Raw genomic sequence first — 25,505 nt, forward strand, 5'->3', positions numbered from 1 at the left:
GCGCCGTCACCCCTGTTCCTCGACCATGCTGGCAAGGCCAAGCGCCGAACGGGCTGCCCGTTCGCCACTCAGGAAGGCGGCATCCGTCCAGATATACCCCCATTGGCCGAACCTGCCGCAATATTCGATGCCGATCTCGTCGAGATAACCGTGCACGATATCGACCGCGGCCTTGCGGTCCAGATCGAAAATGACATTGCCGAAGGGCAGCATGATCGCGCTCTGGTGGATGATCTCGTCGCGCGACAGGACGATGCCGCACTTGATCAACGCATCGATTGCCGGTTCGATCCAGGCATCCGGGCTGCCGGTCAGCGGACGGTATTTCTCGCTGAAATAGATCTCGGCCTGCAGCGCGCCGCAGCCATCCGGCACGCTCTTTTTAGACAGGTTGCCACGATAGCTGACGCGCGCAAAGGGGATGTCCTCGTCGTAGAAATAGGACCATTGCGGCTTGGTGTCGATCGGCCGGTTAAGGCCGATATTGACGACCACGACCTGGGTGCAGGCAAGCCTTGCGGCCGCTTCACGGACCTCGTCAGGCGCGCCCTTGATCAGCGGAATGACGATCGGAAGCGGCAGAGACGAAATCAACTTGTTGAAGTCATGGGTCGTGCCGTCCTTGAAGGTCAGCCGCTTCTCCTTCACGTCGATCGCCGCGATCTCGTGATCGCACAGCACCTCGGCCTTGTCGTAAAAGCCGCTGATGAAGGATTCGAAGCCGCCCAGCGTCGGATAACGGAACTCGTTGACGTAAAAGACATCGAGCGGCTCATGTTCTATAGCCCCGCGCAGGACCTCTTCGAGATTGGGCCGGTAGAGGCGCGGGCCGAGCCAGTCGGTCGACATATTCTCCGCGCCGGTCGTGTGATACTTGCGCGTATAGACCGCCGGGAAAGTGTCGGCGAAGGTCTTGCCGAAGGCAGCCATCAGCCAGTCTTCGTAATTGTCGATCTTCGGGTTCTCGACCTGCCGCGCCTCGATGAAGTCCTTGATGCAATTGACCACCAGATCCGCCGGCAGGCCATGCAGGTTGACCTGGGCCGGATGCTTGATCCAGTGTCCCTGCCAGTAGTTGTTGCAATAGACATTGCCGACCTCGAACTGCTGGCCGGTGGATTCCGCGAACAGGTCCTTCACCCGCGGGTTCCTGGTGAAGGATATGTGCACGCCTTCGTCGAAGACGAAACCGTCGCCGGAGCCGAAACTCGAGGTCAGGCCACCCGGCCTCGACCGCTTGTCATAAATCCTTGCCCGTATGCCATTGGCAAAAAGAACGTTGGCGGCGCCGAACCCGGCCATGCCGCCGCCCAAGATCGCGTATCCCTGATGCTCCATCATGCTTCCCTTGCCATCATTGACTGGCCGTTCAATTCACCCAGCGGACGTCGTCGGAAAGACGGCCCGCATCCATGAGACGTTCGAGGGTGGCCAATCGCTTGGCCGCCGCCGGAACCACTTCGCGCCCGGCGTCCCTGGCCGTCGTCAGGCCGTTCACCAGGCGGGTGATCGATTCAGACAGCGAGATCGCCGGCTGATGATCGGGCGCCGCCTTGGCAAAGCGGGTGAAATCAACCTGGTAGGAACGCAGGTCCGGCAGCGCATCCTTGTTGATCGACACGCGGGTGCCGGGGATTGCCTCGGCCACGGCCTCGGCGAGCTGCGAGACCTGGTAGTTGTTTTCGTTGCGGCCGGCATTGATGGCGACGAAACGGCCGCCATTATCGACGTCGCGCTTGATCGCCCATTCCATCGCACGCGCCATATCCTTGACGTCGATCAGCGGCCGCCAGGGCGTGCCATCACTCAACACCTTGATCTCGCCGGTGGACAGTGCGGTGGCGACGAAATCGTTGAGCACCAGATCGAGCCTCAGCCTCGGCGACTGGCCGCAGGCGGTGGCGAACCGGAGGCAGGTGATTGCCATATCCGGCGCTTCAAGCTGTTCCAGTGCCTGTTCGGTAGCGATCTTCGACCGGGCATAGGCGGTCAACGGCGTCAGCGTGTCGGTTTCCTTGCGCGGACCACCCTCGGCGTAACCGTAAACACTGCAACTGGAGGCAAAAACGAAGCTCTTTACGCCCGCTTCCGCCGCCGCGCCGGCGATATCGATGCTGGCCCGGTAGTTGATACCTTCGGTCTGCTTCTCGAAACGGGCGCCGATCGGATCGTTGGACAGGGCTGCGAGATGCACGACGGCATCGACGCCTTCCAGCAGTTCCACCGGAAAATCCCTGACGTCACCGAAAATCTGCCGGTCGAGGACGCGCTCCGGGAACTCGTCCGGCACGGTCAGGCATTGGGCGAAATAGCCGGTATCGAAGCCGATCAGCTCGGCATCGGGCCAGACCGCGCGAAAATGTGCAGCCACGACCGGGCCGATGTAACCCATGTTTCCCGTGATCAAGATACGCATGCGAGACCCCTGTTACTAAACGATGGTGGTGATGGCGCCGGCCGCCGGATCGGCGGCATCGGCATGGTGAACAGGATCGACCGGCCCCGAGAGGCCGGGCGTCAGGCGACCTCGATTTCCTGCGGATACGGGATCGCCTTGAGGAAGGTGCCGCCGTTCTTGTGGTAATCCGCCTGCTGGACGACGATCTCGTCGGCGAAATTCCAGGGCAGGATCAAAAGGTAATCGGTCGGCGCCGTCTGCAGCTCTTCGACCGGCTTGATCGGCAGGCGGACGCCGGGCATGAACTTGCCGACCTTGTGGGTGTTGCGATCGACCACATAGGCGATCGTGCCGGTGGGCAGATCGGCGTAATTCAGAAGCGTCGCGCCCTTGGCCGCGGCGCCGTAAGCGGCAACCGTCTTGCCTTCGTCGCGGAACTCGCCGAGCATCTTGCGCAGACCATCGCGAATGCCCGACACGCGAAGACCGAAATCACGGTAGCAATCGAAACCGGTAAGGCCCATCGCGTCTTCCTCGGCCTGCATCTTCTGCAGCCGTTCGGACTTGCCTTCGGTCTTCGACACCCGCAGACGCAACGAGCCGCCATGGATATCGAGCTTCTTGGCATCATTGAGATAAAGACCGTGGCGGCCCATCAGCGGTTCGAGCGCTGCCAGCGAATAATAGAAGAAATGCTCGTGATAGATGGTGTCGAAAGCGCAAGCTTCGATCAGGTCCTTGACGTAAGGGAACTCGAATTCGGCGATGCCGTCATCGGCGAGCAGGATGGCAAATCCCTCGACGAAGGTGTTGATGTCGTTGACATGGGCGAGCACGTTATTGGCCAGCATGACGGAGGCGCGCTTGCCCTCGGCCACCAGCTTCGTCGCCACGTCGCGGCCGAAGAAATCGATGACGGTCGGCACGCCGATCGCGATTGCCGCCTTGGCGGGACCCGAGGCCGGGTCGATGCCGAGGACCGGAATGCCGTTCTCGACAAAGTTCTTCAGCAGATAACCGTCATTGCTGGCGATCTCGACGATGAGATTGTCGGATCCGAGGCCACGTTCGGCGATCAGATCGAGCGCGTGTTCACGGCTATGGACAAGCAGGGCCGGAATGAAGGACGAAAAATAAGGATAGTCCTGGCCGAAGAGAATTTCCGGCGGCACATCCTCGCTGACCTGGGCCAGGCCGCAATCCTGGCAGAGGATGACTTCGAGCGGGAAAAGCTGTTCGGGCAGGCCGAGCTGTTCCGGCTCCAGCAGCGCGTTGGCAAGCGGCTGGTTGCCGAGATCGAGGATGGTATCGAGATGACTGCCACCGCAGGACCGGCACGCGACGATGCGGCCGGACTTCGGCAAAGAGGCTTCCACTTGAATGCTTGCAATGGTCATGGCTTAACCTCCGTGATTAATTCGGCGTCCAAACAAAGATCTGCTGCGGCACGTATGCGCGAAAACGGCGCCTTGGCACGTTCCGCGATATCGAGAAGAGAGCGCTTGCCGTCGCATTGGTTGAGAACCCAGAGCAGGTCCATCTGCGAGGCGCCTCCGGCCTCTTTCTGGCCGGCGATGGCGCGGTAAAGCCCGCGACGGCCGAGCTGGGGTTCCCCCCTGCCGTCGACGCGCCGATAGGTGCGGTTCTGCTGCAAAAGGTCGATCAGGTCGGTGAGCAGGCCGAGAGACTGGGCAAGTGCCGTGCCGGTGACGAAATCGCAATTGTCGAGCGAGGTATGGTATTCGGGGAATGTGCCATGGACGGCGCGCATCAGGCAGCCGACCGGCAACGCGATGCCCGGTGAACCATATTGGCGCTCGTCGTAACCATAGGGCGAGAATTCCAGGGTCTCGAAAGCGTGGCCGCTGTGGCGCAGCACATGCTCGGCCGCCAGATCGACCACCGCACCATCAACGGTCTTCTTGTAGTGGAATGGTCCCTCGTCGCCGATACAGGTCAGAACCAGACCGTGGACGATCTTTTGCAGGCCTGCCTCGTTCTGCGCCAGCCAGGTGATCGCGCCGATCGTTGCCGGCAGGAACAGAAAGCGGATACCGAACCGTCTCGACGGCTGCGCCAGATAATGTTGCGCCAATGCGGCGGCCACCACGATGCCGGAGAGATTGTCGTTGGCAAGGCTCGGATGGCAGATATGGACGGAGATCAGGATCTCTTCGTCCGTTTCGCCGGGAACGAAAAGCTCGCCATAGGTGAGCGCGCCATCGGTCAGCGTGCTGTCGATCTCGACCCGGTAGCTGTCGTCCTGCATCGTCTGCCACAGCGCATGTGGCAGGCAGAAGCCCCAGTTCTGCGCATAATAGGACGTGCGGTAAGGGATCGCCGCCGGCTGGTCGGGAAGCGTGTGGATATGGCCGGCCAGTTCCCCGCGGGAAAAGACGCCACTGACGGGCACGCTGTAGCCGACGACATGCAGGTTGTTCTCGGCGAAATCGACCAGCACGCGACCGTCAAGCGTCTTGATCGTGGCACCACGGATATTCCATTCGCGCGGCACCTCCCAGTCGAAGACCGGTGTGCCGGTAGCGACCTCCTGGATGTCCAGCGGCAGATGCGCCTTCAGCCCCTGCAAGGTTGCGCGAACACCGTCGCCCGTCAGACTGCGCGGCAGAGGAAACAAGTTTCTCAGCAGCGCCATCATATCGAGCGGCGGCACGCGACCTCCCCCGTCAGGGCCTCCCCCACCATTGCCCGCAATCTTGAATACACCATCCAGCATCATGCCGCACTCCGCCGGAGCCAGGGCAATCTGCCCGCAAGATCAGGCCAGGCCAGATCCTTCTCCGAAATTTCCGTGACGGGCTGCGGCCACCTGATCGAGATCAAAGGATCATCGTAACGCGCTCCATCATAGAGCTCAGGGTGATAGGCCGCGCCCATCAGATATTCGACAACCGCATCCTCGCTCACCGCCTGGAAGCCGTGGGCGAAGCCGGCAGGGATGTAGAGCATCCTGCCGTTATCGGCGCCGAGCTCGACATGGAAGCTCTCCCCGAGTGTCTCCGACCCCTCGCGAAGATCGACGATCACGTCGTGGATGCGCCCATGGCTGCAACGCACCACCTTGGCATCCGCATGCGGGGCCCGCTGGAAATGCATCCCGCGCACAGCGCCACGCGTTTTCGTCAGCGAGGTATTGCCCTGGACCGGCGAGAACGCGATGCCGGCCTCTTCAAACAGTTGCGTGCACCAGACACGGGCAAAGCTGCCGCGATTGTCGGCATGGACCCTGAGATCGACGACCTGTGCATCCGAACCGCCGAGAGAGGTGAAATTCATGACGCCTCCCCCGAAGCTACCAGACTTTCCATTGTGCCGAGCGGGACGCCCACATCTCGTTCAGCACGGTCTTGTCGCGCAAGGTATCCATCGGATGCCAGAAGCCGCGATGGCGGTAGGCCATCAGCTCGCCCTGCTTGGCGAGCTCATCCATGGGACCCCGCTCCCACATCACCTCATCGCCCTCAATCAGGCTCAGAACCGACGGGTCGAGAACGAAGAAACCACCGCTGATCCAGGTTCCACCGTTTTCCGGCTTCTCGTTGAACGCCTGCACCCGTGGATCCTGATCTTCCAGGAACATCGCGCCAAAGCGGCCGACGGGCTGAACTGCCGTCACGGTGGCGCTCTTGCCGTGATCCTTGTGGAACTTCAACAGCTCCGTCAGGTCGATATCCCCAACCCCATCCCCATAGGTCATGAAAAACGGCTCGTTGCCCAGCAAATGCCGGATGCGGGCAAGCCTGCCGCCGGTCATCGTCTCAGCCCCGGTATCTGCCAGCGTGACACGCCAGTCTTCGCCGGGCGGGTCAAGATAAGTCACATCCGATGTCGCGAGATCGAAAGTTACGCTCGAACCACGCATGCGGAAGTCCTCAAAGAACTTCTTGATCAAATGACCCTTGTAGCCACAGCATATAATGAAGTCTTTCACGCCATGTGCAGCGTATATCTTCATGATATGCCAGAGAATTGGCTCTCCGCCAATTTCAACCAAAGGCTTTGGAACAGTCGACGTCTCTTCAGACAGTCTTGTTCCAAGACCGCCCGCCAAAATAACTGCCTTCATAGTAAAACACGCCACCCGCTCTGCAGGATCCACCAGGATGGACGCCGCATTGAAACACACAACTTACTCTAATGCTGGCAAATTCACGTGATATAAGTAGACAAACATACTTCATATGGATGGGCAAGAGATTTTTATTACTTGTTAAGAATTTAAAATACACATGCCAAGAATAAAATCGCATGACCAAGAATTGAGCACGGGATGCGGGCAAATTTCGTCGCAACGCGCAGTCCCGCAGCAAACGGTGGCCGACGACATTCTCCGGCACGCGCCGTGACGTCCCCTCGCCCGTATCTGCCAATGCAACGAATACGCGACCGGTTCAGCGCGCGTCGAACAGTTCGAACCGGCCTCCGCCGAGTTTCAGCCTGAGGCCAAGCGCCACGAGTGCTGCCGCGTAGCTTGCCGCGCCAAAGCCCGCGACCAGCGCCATCTGGGCGACTTCGGGCAACGCGCCGACCGGCGACTGCAGCCGCAGCCAATAGACGGCGACGGCCATGACGGCGCCCGCCACTGCGACTTTCCAGAGGTTGCCGAGCTGCTTGCGCAGGCCGACACCCAACAGGCCACGCACCTGGGTGACATAGATGACCCCCATCACCGCCGACATGGCCAGCCGCGCGTAAACGACACCCTCGATCGACAGGAAATAAAACCCGGCGGAGATCATCGTCGTGCGCAGCACAAGATCGATCAGGTTGAGCCGGAACAGGATGTCGGGCCGATCGAGCGCGAGGCTGAGTGAATTCAGCGTCTGGTAATAGGGCATGGTCAGCATCGAGATCGACAGCAGGGCAAGATAGGGTGCAGCCTCGATCCATTTCGGGCCGAGCAGCAGGCTGGTCAGCAGATCGGCCGTCAGCGCCACGCCGAGCGAAGCGGGAACCGAAATCAGCATGGCGATGCGGATCGCCTTCAGGAAAGCGAGGCGGACGCGTCCGTGGTCCGACCCCATCCTCGAAAAGGCGGACATCAACGGCTGCAGAGCCGGACCGATAAAGCTCTGCACCGGGATCACCGCGACGTCGCTTGCCACCGTATAGCGGCCAAGCATCGCCTTCGGCACATAGGCGCCGATCATCAGGCGATCATATTGCCAGTTGACCGCCGAGACGATCTGCGATGCGGTGAACCAGCCCATGAACCCGGCAAAATCATTGATCCGCGCAAAGGAAAAAACCGGCCGATACCGCGCAAACACGTGGGACATGATGGTCGTAACACTGGCGGCCACGACATAGTTGGCCACCAGCGCCCAATACCCACCCTCGGTAAAAACGATGACGATGGCGGCGACGAGGCCGCAGATCTTGCTGGTGGTCTCGGCGATGAAGGTCGGACGAAAATCGATATTGCGGGCGAAGTGAACCATGGCCGGGCTGTAGAGCCCCTTGACGACGGTGCCGATGGCCAGAACACAGACCACCGGGATCAATTCAGGGTCACCATTGATCCAGGAATAGGGCCAGGCGCAGCCGATGGTCAGTATGGCAACGAAGATGCTTCTGAGCACGGCAAGGGTGAAGCCGGTATCAAGGTGCTTTCTGTCTATCTCGGAAAGCCTGACCAGTGCCTGGGTGACCGGCACTTCCAGCACCGTATCGATGATCAGGACCAGCGCCATGGCAAGCGCCGTCACGCCGAAATCGGCCGGCACGAGAAGGCGTGCCAGAATGAGCAGGTTGAGAAAGTCTATGAGGCGACCGATGAGCTTGGAGAAGATCAGCCACGACGCGCCTCTCAATGTAGCGAATGCAAGCATAGACGGCCAAACTCCAAACAACAGGGACCGCTGACACACCTCAATCCCGGAAAACGCAGGATAGAGGCCTCCTCATGCCGCAGCATTAACCAGATAGATCGCTCCGAACGCCTGCCGTCAACAATACAAGGCCGGCCAGACGCGGAAAATCCTAAGAACGCAGATATGAAACAATTGAATAGACCTGCCGGATTTCGGCCTGTCATTCTATCTCCCGGCCATAGTTGACCATCAATAATCCAATTGCGCAAATCACATGTAAATACAAAATATATTTGACGTTTAAATCCATGTTTTTATTATATTTTCTCATATTTTTAAAGTTATACATGATAATACTGTTGACTTTATGCGTTAACGACAGGAGATTATTCTAAATATTACGACCACGTGATATTCCGGAACAGTATTGTTGGCCTTTCAGCTACCCGTGGAGGAGAATCGATGAGTGATTCCTGGGAGTTGCAACAGGAAACGATAGCCGAGAGCGAAGCCTTCGATGCGATCATCCTGGGTGCCGGCGTCAGCGGTCTGGTGGCAGCGTCGGTGCTGATCGAGCAGAATACTGCGCGGATCATGGTGATCGACAGCTATGAGCAGGTCGGCGGAAACCACATAGACTGGTCCCGCGGCGGCTTCACATTCGACGTCGGCAGCCTGATCTTCCAGGACGATTCTCCGCTGGTGAAGCATTTTCCGCAATTGCTGGATCAGTATATCCACATCCACCCGTCCTGGGGCCGGCTGAACCCGCAGCAGAAGATCACCACCTATCCGATCTCGGTCCGGGACGACATCGTCAATGCCGGACCGGTCGCCATCTTCAGGATCGCGCTTTCCGTGTTGTTCGAGCGCATCCGGGCCAAAAAGATGCGCAATGCCCGCGACTTCGCCGCCTACTGGATCGGCGGCTACCTGCTCAAGCGGTCAGGGCTGGAAAACTACATGGCACGCTTCTATGGGGTGGCACCCGACCATATCGATCTGGAACTGGCGCAAAAACGGATGCTCTGGATCAAGGAGCATTCGTCGCTGATGAACCTGATGCGCAAGCTTTGGCAAAAGCAAAAGCCGGCGCTGCAGGTGCAGAACAAGCAACTGGCCCGGCCGAAAGCCGGTTATGCGGCACTCTACGAGCCGATCCGGCTGGCGCTCAGCCGAAGTGGCGTAGTGTTCAAGCTCGGCACCGATATCGTCAAGCTCGAAAAGACCGGCGGCGACCGGTTCGTGGTGACGTCGTCACGTGGTGAAAGGATCACCGCCGCCCGGATGATCTCGACGATCCCGATCAACATCGTTTCCGATCTCTGCGGCCTGGACCAGAAACAGCCCCTGCAGACGATCACGCTGATCAGCCTCTATTTCAGCTTTTCGGGCGAGCGCGGCTTTGCTCAGTCGATCCTCTACAACTTCTCCTATGACGCCGCCTGGAAGCGGTTGACGGTCTATTCGGACTTCTATGGCAAAACGGACGGGCGCGAATATTTCGCCGTCGAAGTCGTGGCCAACGACACCATTACCAGCATCGACCTTGCCGAAGCGGAATTTCGCGGCCATGTGGCCAAGAACGGGATATTCGACGGTGATCTGAGGCTGGAAGGCGGGCACATGCTTGACAATGCCTATCCGATCTATGCCCATGGAGCGGCGGCCAATGCACGCAAGCAGATCGACAGGCTGCAGCAATTCGGCATCGAATCCTTCGGCCGTCACGGTGCATTCAACTACCAGCCGACGGCTCGGGTTTCGACCCTGGAAGCCGAGGAAGCATTGGGTTACCGGCATCCGGCGCCTGCCTGAAAGCCGGGCGCAGCAGCTAACCGCTGCAGCCAGAACGTCTGAGTAAAGCTTGTTTCGTGTCAGGTCGGGTCAATCGAACATGCGTATCCTGCATCTCCTCAATCACACCAACCGGCTGAACGGCCACGTCCATGCGGCGGTCGATCTGGCATGCGAACAGAAGCGGCAAGGCCATGACGTGTGCATTGCCAGCGGCGGCGGCGATTTCGACCGGCTGCTTTCCGCCAACAAGGTGGACACCCGGCAGCTCGACCACGAGCGCAAGCCGCTCACCATCCTGCGATCGTTATGGGCACTGAGACGCCATGCGAAAGAGTGGAAACCCGACGTCATTCACGCCCATATGATGACCAGCGCCGTGCTTGCCTACCCGATCTGCAAGCTTCTGGGCGTGCCGCTGATCACCACCGTCCACAATGAGTTCGAGAAAAGCGCCATTCTGATGGGGCTCGGCACACGCGTGATCGCGGTCAGCGATTCCGTCTGCCGCTCGATGCGCGGTCGCGGGGTTTCGGCGGACAAGCTGCGCGTAGTGCTGAACGGGACGATCGGCGCGGCGCGTTTCGTTGCCCGCAGCATGGTTCCGGCCGATCTTGCGCGACCCAATATCGTTTTTGTCGGCGGTCTGCATCCGCGCAAAGGGCTGCCGGATCTGCTGAATGCCTTCAAGACCATCCACACCCGTCATCCGGCCGCACGGCTATACGTGATCGGCGGCGGCCCGATGGAAAACGATTACCGGAGGCTTGCCGCCGAGACCGGTTGCGGCGAGGCGATCACCTTTGTCGGCGCGATCGACGATCCCTATCCGTATATGCTGGCGGGCGACATATTCGTTTTGCCCTCGCTTGCCGATCCGGCACCGCTGGTGATTTCGGAGGCACGCGAGGCGCGGTGCGCAATCGTCGGAACCAATGTCGACGGCATTCCCCAGTTGCTGGAATTCGGCGAGGCCGGGCTTCTGGTTCCGCCCGGAGAACCGGACGTCCTGGCCGCAGCACTCGAAGAACTTGTCGGCGATCCGGACAATCTCAATGCCTGGAAGGAGCGGAGCCAGTTTCGACTGGACAACCTCACCATCGAGCGGGTAGCGCGGGAAACGTCGAATGTCTATCGCTCCGCCATGGCACGGCCCGAACTGGCGCTGGCGACAAGCCAGACAGGCTGAGATCTCCTCGTCTCAAACAGCCGTAAAACACGATGCCGGTGCAGTTCGACGCCGGGATCGGAAGATCGCGCCTTCAAAAGTCCCGCAAAAACGCCTGGAATCGCGGTGCAATTTTCAACTTTTGGCTGTTTTTGATGATTTTTAAGCCGTCACAATAAAATCATATGCACGCAAAGGTAGCGTTTTAAATCATTGAATTTGCAATCTTAATCCTGCTCAAATCAAAACGGCGCGGCATCAAATAACGTCGACCACCGTACAGTCATTCACGAAATATTGTTGAGGTTATTCACTTTTCAAATTTTTCATCTAAGTTACTTTGTAAATAAACAGTAAAAAACTTGATTGCATGTTCGCATAACGACACAGAGTCGGAATCTATAGTATTGAGGCCTAGATTCTATGATCACGCGTACCCAGAGTATTGATCAGCAGACCCGTATCAAGGCTGCTGCAGAAAGTGCTTTCGACAATCTGAGACCGACAATATTCCACGAAGACTGGTGGCTCGAAGCCGCCACCGGCGGACGCGTCGATTTTGTCGAAGTTACCGATGGCGGGCGAACGGTTGGTCGCATGCCATACATGGTCAGTTCCCGTTACGGGCTTTCAAGCAGCAACATGCCGACCCTGACGCATTTTCTCGGCCCCGGCATCAATGACGGCGGCGGCAGCGAGGCCAACCGATACGTCAAGCGGAACTCGATCACGCAAGAACTGATCCGCAAGCTTCCGCCACTTTCGTCGTTCCGCCAGAAGATGCATCGCGGTATCTGCGATGCATTGCCCTTCCAGGCGCAGGGTTACAATGTCGAGGTGCAGTTCACGTTCGAAATCCAGCCCTATCCGGAACTGATGATCTGGAAGGCGATGCGCGACAAGACACGCAATGTCATCCGTCGAGCGGCTGAAAATTTCGAGGTTTATGAAAGCGCGGATCCGGACGCCTATTTCCACCTTGCAAAAGCCCATCTGGAAAAGAAGAACATGCAGGCGAATGTCGATTTCGGCATCTGCAGGGATATTGCCATCAAGGCGATGGAACGGGGGCGCGGACATGTGTGGGTCGCACGCGAATATGCCACGGGGGACGCGAAGGCCGCGATCTTCTGCGTCTGGGACAGCAACACCTATTATTATCTGATGTCGACTCGGGCGCCGGATGCCGGCAACGGCGTGGTGCCGCTGCTGATCTGGAATGCCATCCAGTCGGCCGTTTCGATGGGTTACGTGTTCGACTTCGACGGCATCAGCAATGCCGGCTCGGTCCTGCTTTTCTCCGGCTTCGGCGGAAAGACCGCACCGCGCTACATCGTCAGCAAATCGAGCATGCCCTATCGCGTGCTGAGGCAGATCCGCCGGATGGACCCGAACGCCTATAACGCGTTCGGCTGACAGCTGAAGGATGCCCGACAAGAGCGTAACGTTCCCGATCAGCGGGATTTTGGTGAAAAATTGTGGCTGGGGCGCCAGGGATCGAACCTGGGATGCCGGTACCAAAAACCAGTGCCTTACCGCTTGGCTACGCCCCAACACTTGACTGACAGCTGTCAACAGCTGCAGATCAGGTGTCTCCTCTAGCAAAGCTTTTCCTTGCCCTCAACGGCAATCTTTCATCATCCGCCTATTTTCCTGATGCACGCATTTGCGCATGCAGCACCGATCAAGCGGTGCTAAGGCAGGCATGCGGGGGACACGAGCGGGACAGACGGAAGACCGGAATGGCAAACGACATCGATTTCGACACCGAATTCCTGCCGGCCCACGGCATCGCGGTGCCGGTGGCAGACGGCGTCGAGCGGCTGACCGTCAACAACCCCTCGCCGTTTACCTTCCACGGCACGAATACCTATATCGTCGGAAAATCCTCGGTCGCGGTCATCGATCCCGGCCCGGAGGACGAGGCCCATTTCGAAGCGCTGATGACGGCGCTTGACGGCCGGCCGGTCAGCCATATCCTCGTCAGCCATACACATCGGGATCATTCCCCGCTCGCCAGGCGGCTGAAAGCTGCAACCGGCGCGCTGACGGTGGCGGAAGGCCCGCATCGGGCCGCACGGCCGCTGCATGAGGGCGAGACGAACCCGTTTGCAGAAAGTGCCGACAGCGATTTCAGCCCGGATATCGCAATTGCCGACGGAGAGGCGATCGGTGGCGACGGCTGGTCCCTTTCGGCAATCCACACGCCGGGCCACACCGCCAACCACTCGGCCTTTGCGCTCGACGGCACCGGCATCGTGTTTTCCGCCGATCACGTGATGGCATGGGCAACCACGATCGTGGCACCACCGGACGGGTCGATGGCCGATTTCATGGCCTCGATCGAAAAGCTGCTTGCCCGTGACGACCGTATCTATTTTCCCGGTCATGGCGGTCCTGTCCGGCAACCTGCGTCCTTTCTGAGGGGCCTGCGCACCCATCGGCGGATGCGCGAACGGGCGGTGATGGAGCGCATTCTCGCAGGCGACCAGCTGATCCCCGACATGGTGAAGACGATCTATGCCAAGACGGATCCGCGGCTGCACGGTGCCGCAGCGCTGTCAGTTCTTGCCCATATCGAGGACCTCATCGAAAAGGGCCGCGTGACGACCGACGGACCACCGGTGTTATCCGGCATCTATCAGCCAGCGCCTTGAGAGGGATCAGCCGCCGGCCAGACCCAGCAGTTCCTGGTCGAGGCGGTCGAGAAAATCCTCGGCGATCTGCGCCGCAAAACCCAGATCATGCGGGCCATACCGCGAGACGACACGAATATCGACCGAGGTTGTTTCCGCTTCCTCGCGCAGCCTGATCACCACGTCGAAGCGCAGGCCGGCGACCAGTGTCCGGGTCTGGCCCTGCATCACGACTTCGGTCGGGTTGCCGATTGCGGGATCGAGCGAGGGTTCCGGCCGCGCCATCGGCACCGGCGCGACGTCTGGCACCGGCGCCTGATCGTCCTTGGGGGCACCCCGCTCACTCAGGTCAGGCTCGACGAGCGAAAGTCCCTCGGTTTTGACAATCGCGATGCGGGCCGAGAGCGAGGCCTTGCGGACACCGTCATAAACACGGTCGAGCGCGCCTTCGTAACGCCTGCCGACCAAAGCGGGATAAGCGGCAAGCTGGGCGCGTCGTTCACTGGCCGCTGGCGAGGCAGGGCGCGCCAGCCATTGCTGATCCGCATGTGGCTCGGTGATGAAGGCGGGCGGATCGGCAAGATCGGAGGACAGGTCATAGATCGCCGGCAGCGTGTAATATTGAGTGGCGCCATAAACGACGACACCGAGCGGCAAAACTGCGTAGATCAGGCCCTTGGTCGCAGCAATTCCGCCATCGGCACCGACCTGCCAAAGACGGGCGAGACCGAAGAGCGAGAGCGGCAGGGACACAGCGGCAATGGCGGCCGCAAGCAGCAGCAGCGCCAGGAATGTCGGCTCGCTCAACGGACCAAAACGATGGGCCAAAGTGACGATCGCAAAAAGGAGAAGCGCGGAGAGCGCAAGACGTCGTCCGAGATAGGCGGAATGGGATACGGGCCGGACGAAACGGACGGTCATGACGGCGGCGCAAGCTCCACACGATGAGTATCCTGACTGTTTAGGACACACGGCGGAAGAATGGAATCCCCGAGCCGGAGGGATGCACCCGATGGCGATGACAACCTGTCATTTTTCGTCGGTTTTTTTCGCGGCAGCCGCGCATTTTGCCGCCAGATGCCCTAGATAAAAGTTGCGGCTTTTGTCGGCATATCGTTTCTGGAGCATGACCATGCGTCTTCACCGCCTTCTGCTTTCCTCCGTCCTCCTCGCATTCCTGGCCTCGTGCCAGACGATCACACCGGAGGAACGGCGAGCGGCGGACGAGCGCACCTGCGCCAGCTACGGTTTTCGCGCCAAGACCGATGCCATGGCACGCTGCCTGCTCGACCTGGAACTCGACCGTCGCGCCCAGAGCCGTTCGCTGATGGACCGCAATGATACGATGTTCTGGGGACCGTCGGTCATCGTCGCACGGCCGGTCTATGTGCACCGGCCGTAAGTCTCACCGACGGTACTGCAGCTCGATCCTGATCCCTTCGGGCCCGTAGACGAAGATCTGTCCTATGCCGGCACCGGGAATGCTGTCTTCCTCGAAGCGGAAACCGGCGATCCTGACGCGTTCGATCGCCTCGCCTCTGTCGTAAAAGGCAAAGGCTGCGTGGTTCAGCATTCCGGGCGGAAAGTCTTCCTCGCGTTCGACGGCATTGATATGAATGGCTGGATGGCCGTCGAGATAGAGCCAGTGGCCTGGAACCTCGAAAGGTGGACGAAACCCCTCCTCCGCGCCGAGCACGGTTTTCAGAAAACCGATCATGGCTGCCGCATCACGGCTATGGATGTTCACATGGTCCAGGCATGGCATCGGCCCCTCCCAAGGTTTGCTGCCGGTACCCCAGACTACCATAGTCTTGTGGCCTTGAGCCACGGGCCTTCAGCCGGTGTGTCTCAGCCGTTGCGCTTGGCGATCGCCGCCTGGGCCGCGGCCAGCCGCGCCACCGGCACGCGGAAAGGCGAGCAGGAGACATAGTCGAGATCGGCATCCTCACAGAAATGGATGGAGGTGGGATCACCGCCATGTTCGCCGCAAATGCCGAGCTTGAGATCGGGCTTGGTCTTGCGCCCGCGCTCGGCGGCAATCTGGATCAATTCGCCGACGCCATCGAAATCGAGAGAAACGAAAGGATCATGTTCGATGATGCCTTTGCGCTGATAGGTCGGGATGAAGGTTGCGGCATCGTCGCGCGACATACCGAACGTGGTCTGGGTCAGGTCGTTGGTGCCGAACGAGAAAAACTCGGCCGTCTCGGCGATCACATGGGCGCGGATGGCGGCACGCGGCAGCTCGATCATCGTGCCGACCAGATAGCCGATCTGCATGCCGGTTTCGCTCGCCACCTCGGCAGCGACGGCGTCGATCACGCCCCGGACATAGTCAAGCTCGGCCCTGAGGCTGACCAGGGGCACGAGGATTTCCAGTTCTACGGGCTCACCGGTTACCTTGGCTGCCTCGGTCGCGGCCTCGAAGATGGCGCGGGCCTGCATCTCGGCGATCTCGGGATAGGAGATCGCCAGCCGGCAGCCGCGATGGCCAAGCATCGGGTTGAACTCGTGGATGACGTCGATGCGGCGGGCAAGAAAGGCGGCCGGCATGCCCATGGCGCGCGCCACATCTTCGGTCTCTGCTTCCGTCTTCGGCAGGAATTCGTGCAGCGGCGGATCAAGAAGCCGGATGGTCACCGGCAGGCCGTGCATGATGGTGAAAAGCTCGGTGAAGTCCGAACGCTGCAAAGGCAGCAATTTTGCCAATGCCTTTCGACGCGCCGGCTCGTCCTCGGCCAGGATCATCTCGCGCATCGCATGAATGCGCTCACCCTCGAAGAACATGTGTTCGGTGCGGCAAAGGCCGATACCTTCTGCGCCGAAGGATCGCGCAGAGCGCGCATCCTGCGGCGTGTCGGCATTGGTCCTGACCTGCATGCGGCGGGCCTTGTCGGCCCAGGCCATCAGCTTGCCGAAATCACCGGACAGTTCCGGCTGCAGCATGGCCACCCGGCCCTTGAGGATCTGGCCGGAGGAGCCGTCGATGGTGATGATGTCGCCCTTCTTGAGGGTGATGCCGCCGACACCGGTCAGAAGCTCATTGCGCAGATCGACACGCATGGAGCCCGCACCGACGACGCAGGGGATGCCCATGCCACGGGCGACGACGGCGGCGTGGCTGGTCATGCCGCCACGCGTCGTCAGGATCGCCTCGGCCGCATGCATGCCGTGAATGTCTTCAGGGCTGGTTTCGATGCGCACGAGAATGGCGCGCCGACCCTCGGCCTCGGCTTCGACGGCCTGTTCGGCGGTGAAGACGATCTCGCCGGTCGCAGCACCGGGAGACGCCGGCAGGCCGGAGCCGATGACATGGCGCTCCACTTTCGGATCGATGGTCGGATGCAGCAGCTGGTCGAGCGACGGCGGGTCAATCCGACAGACCGCCTGTTCCTCGTTGATCAGCCCCTCGTCGACCATTTCGACGGCGACGCGCATCGCCGCCCGCGTCGTGCGCTTGCCGGTCCTTGTCTGCAACATCCACAGCTTGCCGCGTTCGACGGTGAACTCGACATCCTGCAGATCCTGGTAATGCCGCTCGAGCTGCGCGCAGATGGCGCGGAATTCGGCGAATGTCTCCGGCATCAGCTTTTCCATCGACGGCTTGTCGGAGCCGGATGCCAGCCTGCTTTCCTCGGTGATCGACTGCGGCGTGCGGATGCCGGCCACCACATCCTCGCCTTGAGCGTTGACCAGATATTCGCCGTACAGAGCCCTTTCGCCGGTCGACGGATTGCGGGTGAAGGCGACACCGGTGGCCGAAGTCGAACCGAGATTGCCGAACACCATGGCCTGGACGTTGACCGCCGTTCCCCAGGTGTCGGGAATGCGGTGGAGGCTGCGATAGGTCACGGCACGGGTATTGTGCCAGCTGGAAAAGACCGCAGCGATCGCCTTCCAGAGCTGAACATGCGGGTCCTGCGGAAAGCTCTCGTCCAGCTCCTCCTCGATGACGCGCTTGTAGAGGGTCACGACATGCTGCCATTCGACGGCGGAAAGATCGGTATCGTTCTGATGGCCGAGGCGGCCTTTCTCGTCTTCCAGCAGCTCTTCGAAGACTTCGTTGTCGAGGCCCATCACCACATCGGCATACATCTGGATGAAGCGCCGGTAGCTGTCCCAGGCGAAGCGGGCGTCGCCCGCATCGTGGCCAAGCGCCTGTACGGTTTCGTCATTGAGGCCGAGATTGAGAACGGTATCGAGCATGCCCGGCATCGACGCCCGCGATCCCGAGCGCACCGACAGCAGCAGCGGTCTTTCAGTTCCACCGAAAAGACGGCCGGTTTCCCGCTCGACGGATTGCAGCCCGGCCAGAACGTCGGCCATCAGATCATCGCCGAGCTTGCGGCCGTCGGAAAAGAATTCGTGACAACAGTCACAGGTGATGGTCAGCCCGGGAGGCACAGGCAGGCCAAGGCTTGCCATCTCCGCGAGATGGGCGCCCTTGCCGCCGAGCAGGGCGATATCGGCAGCGCCGCCTTCAGCCCTTCCGCCGCCGAACAAGTATACCCGTTTGACCATGTCTTCCTCCCCCGGCCAATCCTCTCTGAATCCAGAGCTTTTGCAAGAGCTTGGGAAACTAACACGGCAGCAATATGTTGCGGCGCGGCAATCCGCAACCGACAATTTGGCGCATGGAAGGAAGGCTTTTTCTGAGATGGGAAGAGATTAAAGACTTTGCGGGGCCGGATCACACGGCCCCGCAAAGTCTTCCGCGTAGGACAGGAAACCCACGCGGGGGGTAGATATTCGATGGAACGGCCTATGCACCGTGAAAGTGCCCCCCAGCCCCCGACGAATTCGTCTGTTCATGTAGCCGTATACCACACGCCGCGCATCACCTATATGGGTGAAACAACGTAGATATGACGGCTATCAAGAGCGATACGAAAAGATTTTCGCGACACCTGAAGCGCCATTCTCCACAGCCCTTTCGATGCGAGAGAGGGACAGTCTCCGATCGGCGCTGCGGCATCGATCCCGATCAGCTGGCTTCGCGAATGAGTTCGGCCGTCTGCAGGTCCACGGAGACCAGCTGGGAGACGCCCTGTTCCGCCATCGTCACGCCGAACAGTCGGTTCATCCGGGCCATTGTGATGGGGTTGTGGGTGATGATGACGAAACGCGTCTCGGTCGAGGCGGCCATCTCATCCATCAGGTTGCAGTATCGCTCGACATTATGGTCGTCGAGCGGCGCATCCACCTCGTCGAGCACGCAGATCGGCGCCGGGTTGGTGAGGAAGACGGCGAAGATCAGCGCCATGGCGGTGAGCGCCTGCTCACCACCCGAAAGCAACGTCATCGTCTGCGGCTTCTTGCCCGGCGGACGAGCGAGGATTTCGAGCCCGGCCTCCAGCGGATCCTCCGATTCGATCAGCTGCAATTCCGCCGTGCCACCACCGAAGAGATGGGTGAAAAGCCGCTGGAACTGGGTGTTGACCACATCGAAGGCGGCGATCAGGCGTTCGCGCCCTTCCTTGTTGAGGCTCTGGATGGCGCCACGCAGCTTGCGGATCGCATCGACCACGTCGTCGCGCTCGCGGGTCAGCGCATTGAGCTTGTCGGAAAGCTCCTTCTGTTCCTCGTCGGCGCGAAGATTGACGGCGCCGAGGCGCTCGCGTTCCATCTTCAGGCGATCGACCTCCCGCTCGATGGCGCGGATATCAGGAACCGGCTGGCCTGGCTGAAGACCGGTGAGACGCAGAACTTCCGCGGGCGTGACATTGAGCGCTTCACGAATGCGCTGTTCGCTCTCGTGGCGTTTTTCGGCCGCGGAAACGAGGCGCTCCTCGGCGCGACCGCGCTTTTCGCGCACATCGGCAAGTTCTGACAGGGCAGTTGCTGCCCGCTGGTCGGCTTCGCGCTGGCGGGTTTCGGCGATTGCCAGCTGATCGGCGGCACCACGCCGGGCCTCTTCGGCCTTCTGCAGTTCCGACAGAAGGCTGCGGCGACGGTCATCGACCTCCTCGGGTGCGGCTTCCAGCTCGACGATCTCGTCGCGCGCCTCTTCCTCGCGTTCGCGCAGGCTTTCGATATGGCTGGCAGCGCTATCGGCACGCGCCTTCCAGGACGACCGCTCCTGGGCAATTGCAGCAATACGGCGCTTGCGGGCTTCCAGTTCGCGGCTCAGGCCCTCGTAGCTCGCACGCGCTTCGGCAAGCCGTCCGCGGTCGGTCGCGACAGTCGCCTGCTGATCGCGCAGACGATTGTCGAGATCGGAAATGTCGGGGCTGCCTTCGAGCTCGATGCGGGCATTTTCGCCCTGTACCTCGATATCTTCGATCTGCGCATCCACCTGGTTCAGCGCTTCGGCAACGACATCGCGGCGCCGCATCAGGTCGCCGGAAGCGCGTTCGGCGGCGGCCAGCGCTTCGCGGGCGTCGGACATATGACGGGTGGCGAACCTTACCCGGTCACGCGCATCGGCAAGCACCCGCTCGCTGGCGGCGATTTCGGCGAGCGCATCAGCCAGCAGGCTTTCGCATTCGGACAGAACATCGCGGGCCTCATCGATCTCGGCTTCGAGCTCTGAGAGACGGTTCTTCTGGGAGAGCCTGAGGGCTGCAGCGCCCGGCGCTTCGGACCCGGTCACATGGCCGTCCCAGCGATAAACGGCCCCTTCCTTCGTCACCAGCCGCTGGCCGGATTTGAGAGAGGCGGACAGCGAGCGCGCCTGTTCCACCGTGGCGATGCCGATCTGTGCGAGGCGGCGGGAAAGTTCCGGCGGGGCGGTGACGCGGGCGGACAGGGGCTCGACGCCATCGGGCAGGCGCGGATCGCCGGAGACGTCGCCATTGAGCGCCCAATAGCTGGGTGCCGAAGCATCGACCGGGCTTTCCAGATCGTCTCCGAGAGCGGCACCGAGGGCTGCCTCATAACCGCGCTCGACATGCACCATTTCGGCAACCGGCACGTACTCGCCCGAAGTCGCGCCGGCGGCAAGCATTTTCGAGATCGTCCGGGCTTCTGTCTGAAGACCGTTCAGCGTGGTTCTTGCGTCTTCCAGCGGACGGCGGGCCGTCAGTTCACCGGCACGGGTCGCAGCCAGGGCTGCTTCCGCCTCTTCCGCTGCAGCCGTCGCATCGTCCAGCGCAATCTCGGCCGCATCGACCAGTTCCGCTTTTTCGGCCGGATCATCCAGGGTTGCGAGGCGTCCGGTGACGGTATCGAGTTCGGCTGCTGCATCCTGACGCTGACGGTCGAGGCGCTGGCGGCGCTCGGCAAGATCGCGGATCAGGCGTTCCAGCTGGTTGCGGCCGGCTGCTGCCTCGGCGCGCTCACCGGTCAATGCTGCAAGCAATTGCTCGCTTTCGGCAAGTGTGGCACCGGCGGTGTCGAAAGCCTCGCGCAGATCAGCACTTTCTGCACCGCTATCGGCCAGCATGTCGTTGAGCTCGAGCTCTTCCTCGTCCAGCTTGGTGAGGAAGGCGGTGTTGTCGGCGGCGAGCTGTTCTTCGCGGCGAATGTCCTCGCCCAGCTGAACAAGGCGACGGGTCAGCTCGTCGCGGCGCTTCAACAGCCGTCCGGCCTCTTCCTCGAGCTGGCTGCGGGCGATCTGCAGGCGCTGGAGTGCCGCACCGGCCTTCGCTTCATCCTCGCGCAGTTCCGGCAATTTCAGGCTCGTGACCGCCTGATCCTTGGCGGCCTCCATCTGTGCCTGGGCTCGTTCGGCGACGGTGACGGTGACCTGATTGAGGGCGGTCTGGGCTTCGAGTTCCGCCTGCTCGGCCTCGACCCAGCGGATATGCAGGAGCATTGCCTCGCGGGCGCGGATATCGGCGGACAGCGCCTTGAAGCGGTTGGCCTGACGGGCCTGGCGTTTCAAACTTTCGATCTGGCTTTCGAGCTGGACGACAACGTCTTCCAGCCGTTCCAGATTGGTTTCGGCGGCACGCAGGCGAAGCTCGGCCTCGTGGCGGCGCGAATGCAGGCCGGAAATGCCTGCCGCCTCTTCGAGCAGTTGCCGACGCGCCTGCGGTTTCGCATTGATCAGCTCGCCGATCCGGCCCTGCCCAACCATCGAGGGCGAGCGGGCGCCGGTGGAGGCATCGGCAAACAGAAGCTGCACATCCTTGGCGCGGCTTTCCTTGCCGTTGATGCGATAGACCGAACCGTTCTCGCGCTCGATGCGGCGAGTGACCTGGATCTCATCGGCATCGTTGAAGGCAGCGGGTGCCGTGCGGTCGAAATTGTCGAGATAAAGCCCGACCTCGGCGGTGTTTCGCGCCGGGCGATTGCCGGACCCTGAGAATATCACGTCGTCCATGCCGGACGCGCGCATGTTCTTGTAGGAGTTTTCGCCCATCACCCAGCGAAGCGCTTCGACAAGATTGGATTTGCCGCAGCCATTGGGCCCAACCACACCGGTCAGGCCACGCTCGATGAAAAATTCCGTCGGTTCGACGAAGGATTTGAAACCGACGAGGCGCAGCTTGTTGAATTTCATGCTGCGCCCCTCACGCTCTCAAAGGAGAGCGCGTTGTCAGATGCTGTCGATAAGAGCCGACATGGATTCAACCGACATGTCTCCAGAATACTTCTTCCCGTTGATCAGGAAGGTCGGCGTGGAATTGACGGTAAACTCGTCCGCCGCCCGTTTTACCACATTGTTGATTTCATCGAGAAGCTTCTGGTTCGTCAAGCAGGCCTCGAAAGTCTGCTGTGTGTAACCGGCAATCTTGACGCTCTGCATCAGGGCGTTTCGGACATCCTTGTCGGCCGGGGCTGCCCATGCGCGCTGCTGCTTGAACAGCATCGAGACCATGGCGAAATACTGTTCCGGGGTGGCAAGTTCCTCCGGCTTCTGCGGGTTGCTGCGGGCCAGCATGAAGGCGGCCGTGGCAACCGGATCGAACGGGAATTCGCGGATGATGAACTCGACCTTGCCGCTATCAACATATTTGGTCTTGATCGCATCGAAGGTGACGTTGTGGAAGTTGGCGCAATGCGGGCAGGTCATCGACATGTATTCGATGATCTTGACCGGTGCATCGGCCTTGCCGAGCGACATTTCAGGCAGCGGGCCCGGCTTCAGTGCGGCGGCCATATCGACATCGCCCTGGGATTCCGGCTTCTCCTGGGCGAAGGCATCGGTAACGCCGAGCGGCAGCGCAAGAGCGAGAGCAGTGACGGCCACGCCGCCAAGAAGCGCGCGTCGGGTCGTGGTAATGTCGTTCAAAAGCATGGAACACCCGTGTTCAAGGAATCTTTAGGTCGGAAACTCCGTATCCCGGCGCCCCACCCTGAGCAAGTTGCCGTTAGGTAACTTACTTCAAACAATTGTGACAAAAGCAGGAAAATCAGCCGACTGACGCGCAATTGATCCTAGCGTGTGCGCTTTTGCTGCAGCACCGCGGTTCCCAGCCGCTCGACCGCCTTGCGCAGCGCCTCGCTCTCGATACCCTCCATCATGTCGTTGAGGCGGCGGGCGGGCTCGCCCTTCAAGGGCCTCGGTGTCCTGGAATGCTTGAGTTGCGGCGAGACGGGCTTCTGGACGATGCGGATCTGGCGGATGGCGGGAAACCCGAAAAAGGCGTTGATCCGGCCGATAAGCTCCCCCTGGGCGTGGGTGAGGAAAAGCGCGCGGGCGCCCTCGCAGGCGATGGTCAACGTGCCCGGCGTATAACCGTCCTCGCGGTAACCGTCATTGCGCGCCCAGACGATCTTCTCCGGCCGGGTGCAATCGGCAAATTCCTCGCCGGCGATCTCGTCCCAGGATCCGAGCAGCGCCGTCGAAATGCCGGCGCGTCTGGCCAGCACCGGATCGATGAGGCCGTTGGCGATCTCTGCGATCTGGTTTGCGCCCTTTCGCTGGAAGGGCTTGGTCTTCTTGACGGGGTAATTCATCGCTGGATAACCGGTCTTGCAGGCTTGGGCCGTCCTTGATGCCGGCGCATTCATCTTCCAAGTATAGGGCAACTTCCCCCATGACGGCAAACGATGCTCGATACGTTATCCCCGACACCGAAACGAACCCACGCGACAAGGCTTCTCGCCTGGTATGATCGCCATCACCGCGAATTGCCGTGGCGGGTCAGCCCGTCTGCGGCGATGGCCGGGAGACGCGCCGATCCCTATCATGTGTGGCTGTCGGAAGTGATGCTGCAGCAGACGACCGTACAGGCGGTCAAACCGTATTTCATCAAGTTCCTCGGCCGCTGGCCGAAGGTGACGGATCTCGCGGCCGCCCCTTCCGAGGACGTGATGGCGGCATGGGCGGGGCTCGGTTATTATGCCCGCGCCCGCAACCTGAAGAAATGCGCCGAGGCGGTGGCCGCCGATCATGACGGGATTTTTCCGGACACGGAGGATGGCCTCAGGGGATTGCCGGGTATCGGCGACTACACGTCGGCTGCGGTCGCGGCGATTGCCTTCAACCGGCAATCGGCAGTGATGGACGGCAATGTCGAGCGGGTGATCTCGCGGCTTTATGCGATTGATGCCCCCCTGCCCGGCTCCAAGCCTCAGATGAAGGCGAAGGTGCGGGAGCTGACGCCTGCCGACCGACCGGGCGATTTCGCACAGGCGATGATGGATCTCGGCGCCACGATCTGCACGCCGAAACGGCCGGCCTGTGCGCTCTGTCCGTTTCGCGAAGACTGTCTGGCCGTTGCGGAACATGATCCGGAGCGCTTTCCGGTCAAAGCTGCCAAGAAGGAGAAACCGGTTCGTGTCGGTGCAGCATTCGTGGCGGTTACCGAGGACGGCGACATTCTGCTGAGGCGCCGTATCGAAACGGGCCTGCTTGGCGGAATGACGGAAGTGCCGACCACCGCCTGGACGGCACGGATCGACGGCGGCACCGGGCCGGACCAGGCGCCTTTCGATGCCGACTGGGCCCCTTGCGGGACGATCACCCATGTCTTCACCCATTTCGAGCTGAAGCTTTCGGTCTATCGCAGCCTTGTCGCTTCCGCCACGGCGCCTTCCGGCTGGTGGGTGCCGGTCGAGCAACTTGATAACGAAGCCTTGCCGACCGTCATGAAAAAGGTAATCACTCAGGCTATACCGACCGCCTTTGCGAAACACTCAAACTGACCGGGAAACATCATGGCAGGCCAGATCGACCATATCGTCTTCGATATCGGCAAGGTTCTCATCCATTACGATCCGAACCTTCCCTTCAGCCGCATCATCCCCGATGCCGAAGAGCGCAAATGGTTCTTCCAGAACATCTGCACCCATGACTGGAACGTGGAACAGGATCGCGGCCGGACTTGGGAAGAAGCCGAGGCACTGCTGATTGCCGAACACCCTGACCGCGAAGATCACATCCGCGCTTTTCGCAAGCATTGGCACGAAATGGTGCCGCATGCCTATGACGGTTCGGTGGCGCTGATGCTCGAACTGATCGACAAGGGGCATGATGTCACGATGCTGACCAATTTCGCGGCCGACACGTTTGTCGAGGCACGGAAGATATTCCCGTTTCTCAATGCCACGCGGGGCGTGACTGTGTCGGGTGAGATCGGGCTGATCAAGCCGGACGTGGCGATCTACGAGCGACATGCGAAGGATTTCGACCTCACACCGGAAACATCGATCTTCATCGACGATACGATGGTCAATGTCGAAGGTGCACGGGCCGCCGGCTGGCAGGCGGTTCACTTCACCGACGCGGAAACGCTGCGCAGGGACCTGATTGCCCACGGGGTGGCGATCTAATTTCGCCA

The 25,505-nt window shown here is 60.7% G+C and carries 20 protein-coding genes and 1 tRNA gene; 7 read left to right on the forward strand and 14 right to left on the reverse strand.

What is annotated here, in order from left to right; translation table 11 throughout:
• Window positions 1-6 precede the first annotated feature (6 nt).
• The 7 genes from AC2GXZ_RS07625 to AC2GXZ_RS07655 form a co-directional block, all read right to left on the reverse strand.
• A complete protein-coding gene (locus tag AC2GXZ_RS07625; protein WP_483758555.1) occupies window positions 7-1,338 on the reverse strand; it encodes a protoporphyrinogen/coproporphyrinogen oxidase in 1,332 nt (443 codons plus the stop codon).
• A 31-nt stretch (window positions 1,339-1,369) separates the two neighbouring features.
• The gene (locus tag AC2GXZ_RS07630; protein ID WP_483758556.1) at window positions 1,370-2,416 is read right to left on the reverse strand and encodes an NAD-dependent epimerase/dehydratase family protein; all 1,047 of its coding nucleotides are present in this window, start codon (window positions 2,414-2,416) and stop codon (window positions 1,370-1,372) included.
• 101 nt (window positions 2,417-2,517) lie between these two features.
• Entirely contained in the window at window positions 2,518-3,795 is a 1,278-nt protein-coding gene (locus AC2GXZ_RS07635) for a methyltransferase domain-containing protein (RefSeq protein ID WP_483758557.1), read from the reverse strand.
• Entirely contained in the window at window positions 3,792-5,135 is a 1,344-nt protein-coding gene (locus tag AC2GXZ_RS07640) for a DUF4910 domain-containing protein (RefSeq protein WP_483759376.1), read from the reverse strand. The genes AC2GXZ_RS07635 and AC2GXZ_RS07640 overlap by 4 nt, the downstream gene beginning before the upstream one ends.
• Window positions 5,135-5,695 (reverse strand): dTDP-4-dehydrorhamnose 3,5-epimerase, encoded by a 561-nt coding sequence (gene rfbC, locus AC2GXZ_RS07645; protein WP_483758558.1) that lies wholly within the window; start codon window positions 5,693-5,695, stop codon window positions 5,135-5,137. The genes AC2GXZ_RS07640 and rfbC overlap by 1 nt, the downstream gene beginning before the upstream one ends.
• Window positions 5,696-5,711: 16 nt before the next feature.
• Window positions 5,712-6,485, reverse strand: coding sequence for a glucose-1-phosphate cytidylyltransferase (rfbF, locus tag AC2GXZ_RS07650; protein ID WP_483758559.1), 774 nt, complete (start codon window positions 6,483-6,485; stop codon window positions 5,712-5,714).
• A 325-nt stretch (window positions 6,486-6,810) separates the two neighbouring features.
• Window positions 6,811-8,250 carry a lipopolysaccharide biosynthesis protein gene (locus AC2GXZ_RS07655; RefSeq protein WP_483758560.1) on the reverse strand — a complete coding sequence of 480 codons (1,440 nt, stop codon included), beginning with the start codon at window positions 8,248-8,250 and terminating at the stop codon, window positions 6,811-6,813.
• Window positions 8,251-8,694: 444 nt separating this feature from the next.
• On the opposite strand from AC2GXZ_RS07655, the gene AC2GXZ_RS07660 reads away from it, so the two are divergent.
• The 3 genes from AC2GXZ_RS07660 (at window position 8,695) to AC2GXZ_RS07670 (ending at window position 12,613) form a co-directional block, all read left to right on the forward strand.
• Complete coding sequence (locus AC2GXZ_RS07660; RefSeq protein ID WP_483758561.1) at window positions 8,695-10,050, forward strand: FAD-dependent oxidoreductase; 1,356 nt, start codon at window positions 8,695-8,697, stop codon at window positions 10,048-10,050.
• A gap of 79 nt (window positions 10,051-10,129) precedes the next feature.
• Window positions 10,130-11,218, forward strand: coding sequence for a glycosyltransferase family 4 protein (locus AC2GXZ_RS07665; protein WP_483758562.1), 1,089 nt, complete (start codon window positions 10,130-10,132; stop codon window positions 11,216-11,218).
• Between the two features lie 402 nt (window positions 11,219-11,620).
• A complete protein-coding gene (locus AC2GXZ_RS07670) occupies window positions 11,621-12,613 on the forward strand; it encodes a GNAT family N-acetyltransferase (RefSeq protein ID WP_483758563.1) in 993 nt (330 codons plus the stop codon).
• Window positions 12,614-12,676: 63 nt separating this feature from the next.
• Here AC2GXZ_RS07670 and AC2GXZ_RS07675 read toward each other — a convergent pair.
• A tRNA-Gln gene (locus tag AC2GXZ_RS07675) sits at window positions 12,677-12,750 on the reverse strand.
• Window positions 12,751-12,939: 189 nt separating this feature from the next.
• Here AC2GXZ_RS07675 and AC2GXZ_RS07680 point away from each other — a divergent pair.
• Window positions 12,940-13,854, forward strand: coding sequence for an MBL fold metallo-hydrolase (locus AC2GXZ_RS07680; protein WP_483758564.1), 915 nt, complete (start codon window positions 12,940-12,942; stop codon window positions 13,852-13,854).
• A 6-nt stretch (window positions 13,855-13,860) separates the two neighbouring features.
• Here AC2GXZ_RS07680 and AC2GXZ_RS07685 read toward each other — a convergent pair whose 3' ends face one another.
• Window positions 13,861-14,754 carry a DUF1499 domain-containing protein gene (locus AC2GXZ_RS07685; protein WP_483758565.1) on the reverse strand — a complete coding sequence of 298 codons (894 nt, stop codon included), beginning with the start codon at window positions 14,752-14,754 and terminating at the stop codon, window positions 13,861-13,863.
• Between the two features lie 211 nt (window positions 14,755-14,965).
• On the opposite strand from AC2GXZ_RS07685, the gene AC2GXZ_RS07690 reads away from it, so the two are divergent.
• Window positions 14,966-15,235 carry a hypothetical protein gene (locus AC2GXZ_RS07690; protein ID WP_483758566.1) on the forward strand — a complete coding sequence of 90 codons (270 nt, stop codon included), beginning with the start codon at window positions 14,966-14,968 and terminating at the stop codon, window positions 15,233-15,235.
• A 3-nt stretch (window positions 15,236-15,238) separates the two neighbouring features.
• Here the strand turns inward: AC2GXZ_RS07690 and AC2GXZ_RS07695 are convergent, their stop codons facing one another.
• The 5 genes from AC2GXZ_RS07695 to AC2GXZ_RS07715 all read right to left on the reverse strand — a co-directional run bounded on the left by AC2GXZ_RS07695 (window position 15,239) and on the right by AC2GXZ_RS07715 (window position 23,679).
• Window positions 15,239-15,598 carry a VOC family protein gene (locus AC2GXZ_RS07695; RefSeq protein WP_483758567.1) on the reverse strand — a complete coding sequence of 120 codons (360 nt, stop codon included), beginning with the start codon at window positions 15,596-15,598 and terminating at the stop codon, window positions 15,239-15,241.
• A gap of 83 nt (window positions 15,599-15,681) precedes the next feature.
• Window positions 15,682-18,354: a pyruvate, phosphate dikinase gene (gene ppdK / locus AC2GXZ_RS07700; protein ID WP_483758568.1), complete on the reverse strand. Its 2,673-nt coding sequence runs from the start codon at window positions 18,352-18,354 to the stop codon at window positions 15,682-15,684.
• 463 nt (window positions 18,355-18,817) lie between these two features.
• Entirely contained in the window at window positions 18,818-22,279 is a 3,462-nt protein-coding gene (locus tag AC2GXZ_RS07705; RefSeq protein WP_483758569.1) for a chromosome segregation SMC family protein, read from the reverse strand.
• A 36-nt stretch (window positions 22,280-22,315) separates the two neighbouring features.
• Entirely contained in the window at window positions 22,316-23,017 is a 702-nt protein-coding gene (locus AC2GXZ_RS07710) for a DsbA family protein (RefSeq protein ID WP_483758570.1), read from the reverse strand.
• 140 nt (window positions 23,018-23,157) lie between these two features.
• The gene (locus tag AC2GXZ_RS07715) at window positions 23,158-23,679 is read right to left on the reverse strand and encodes a DUF721 domain-containing protein (protein ID WP_483758571.1); all 522 of its coding nucleotides are present in this window, start codon (window positions 23,677-23,679) and stop codon (window positions 23,158-23,160) included.
• Window positions 23,680-23,772: 93 nt separating this feature from the next.
• On the opposite strand from AC2GXZ_RS07715, the gene mutY reads away from it, so the two are divergent.
• Window positions 23,773-24,870, forward strand: coding sequence for an A/G-specific adenine glycosylase (mutY, locus tag AC2GXZ_RS07720; RefSeq protein WP_483758572.1), 1,098 nt, complete (start codon window positions 23,773-23,775; stop codon window positions 24,868-24,870).
• 12 nt (window positions 24,871-24,882) lie between these two features.
• The gene (locus tag AC2GXZ_RS07725) at window positions 24,883-25,497 is read left to right on the forward strand and encodes an HAD family hydrolase (RefSeq protein ID WP_483758573.1); all 615 of its coding nucleotides are present in this window, start codon (window positions 24,883-24,885) and stop codon (window positions 25,495-25,497) included.
• The last annotated feature ends 8 nt before the right edge of the window (window positions 25,498-25,505 follow it).

This window comes from Aliirhizobium sp. YIM B11859 (assembly GCF_057163345.1).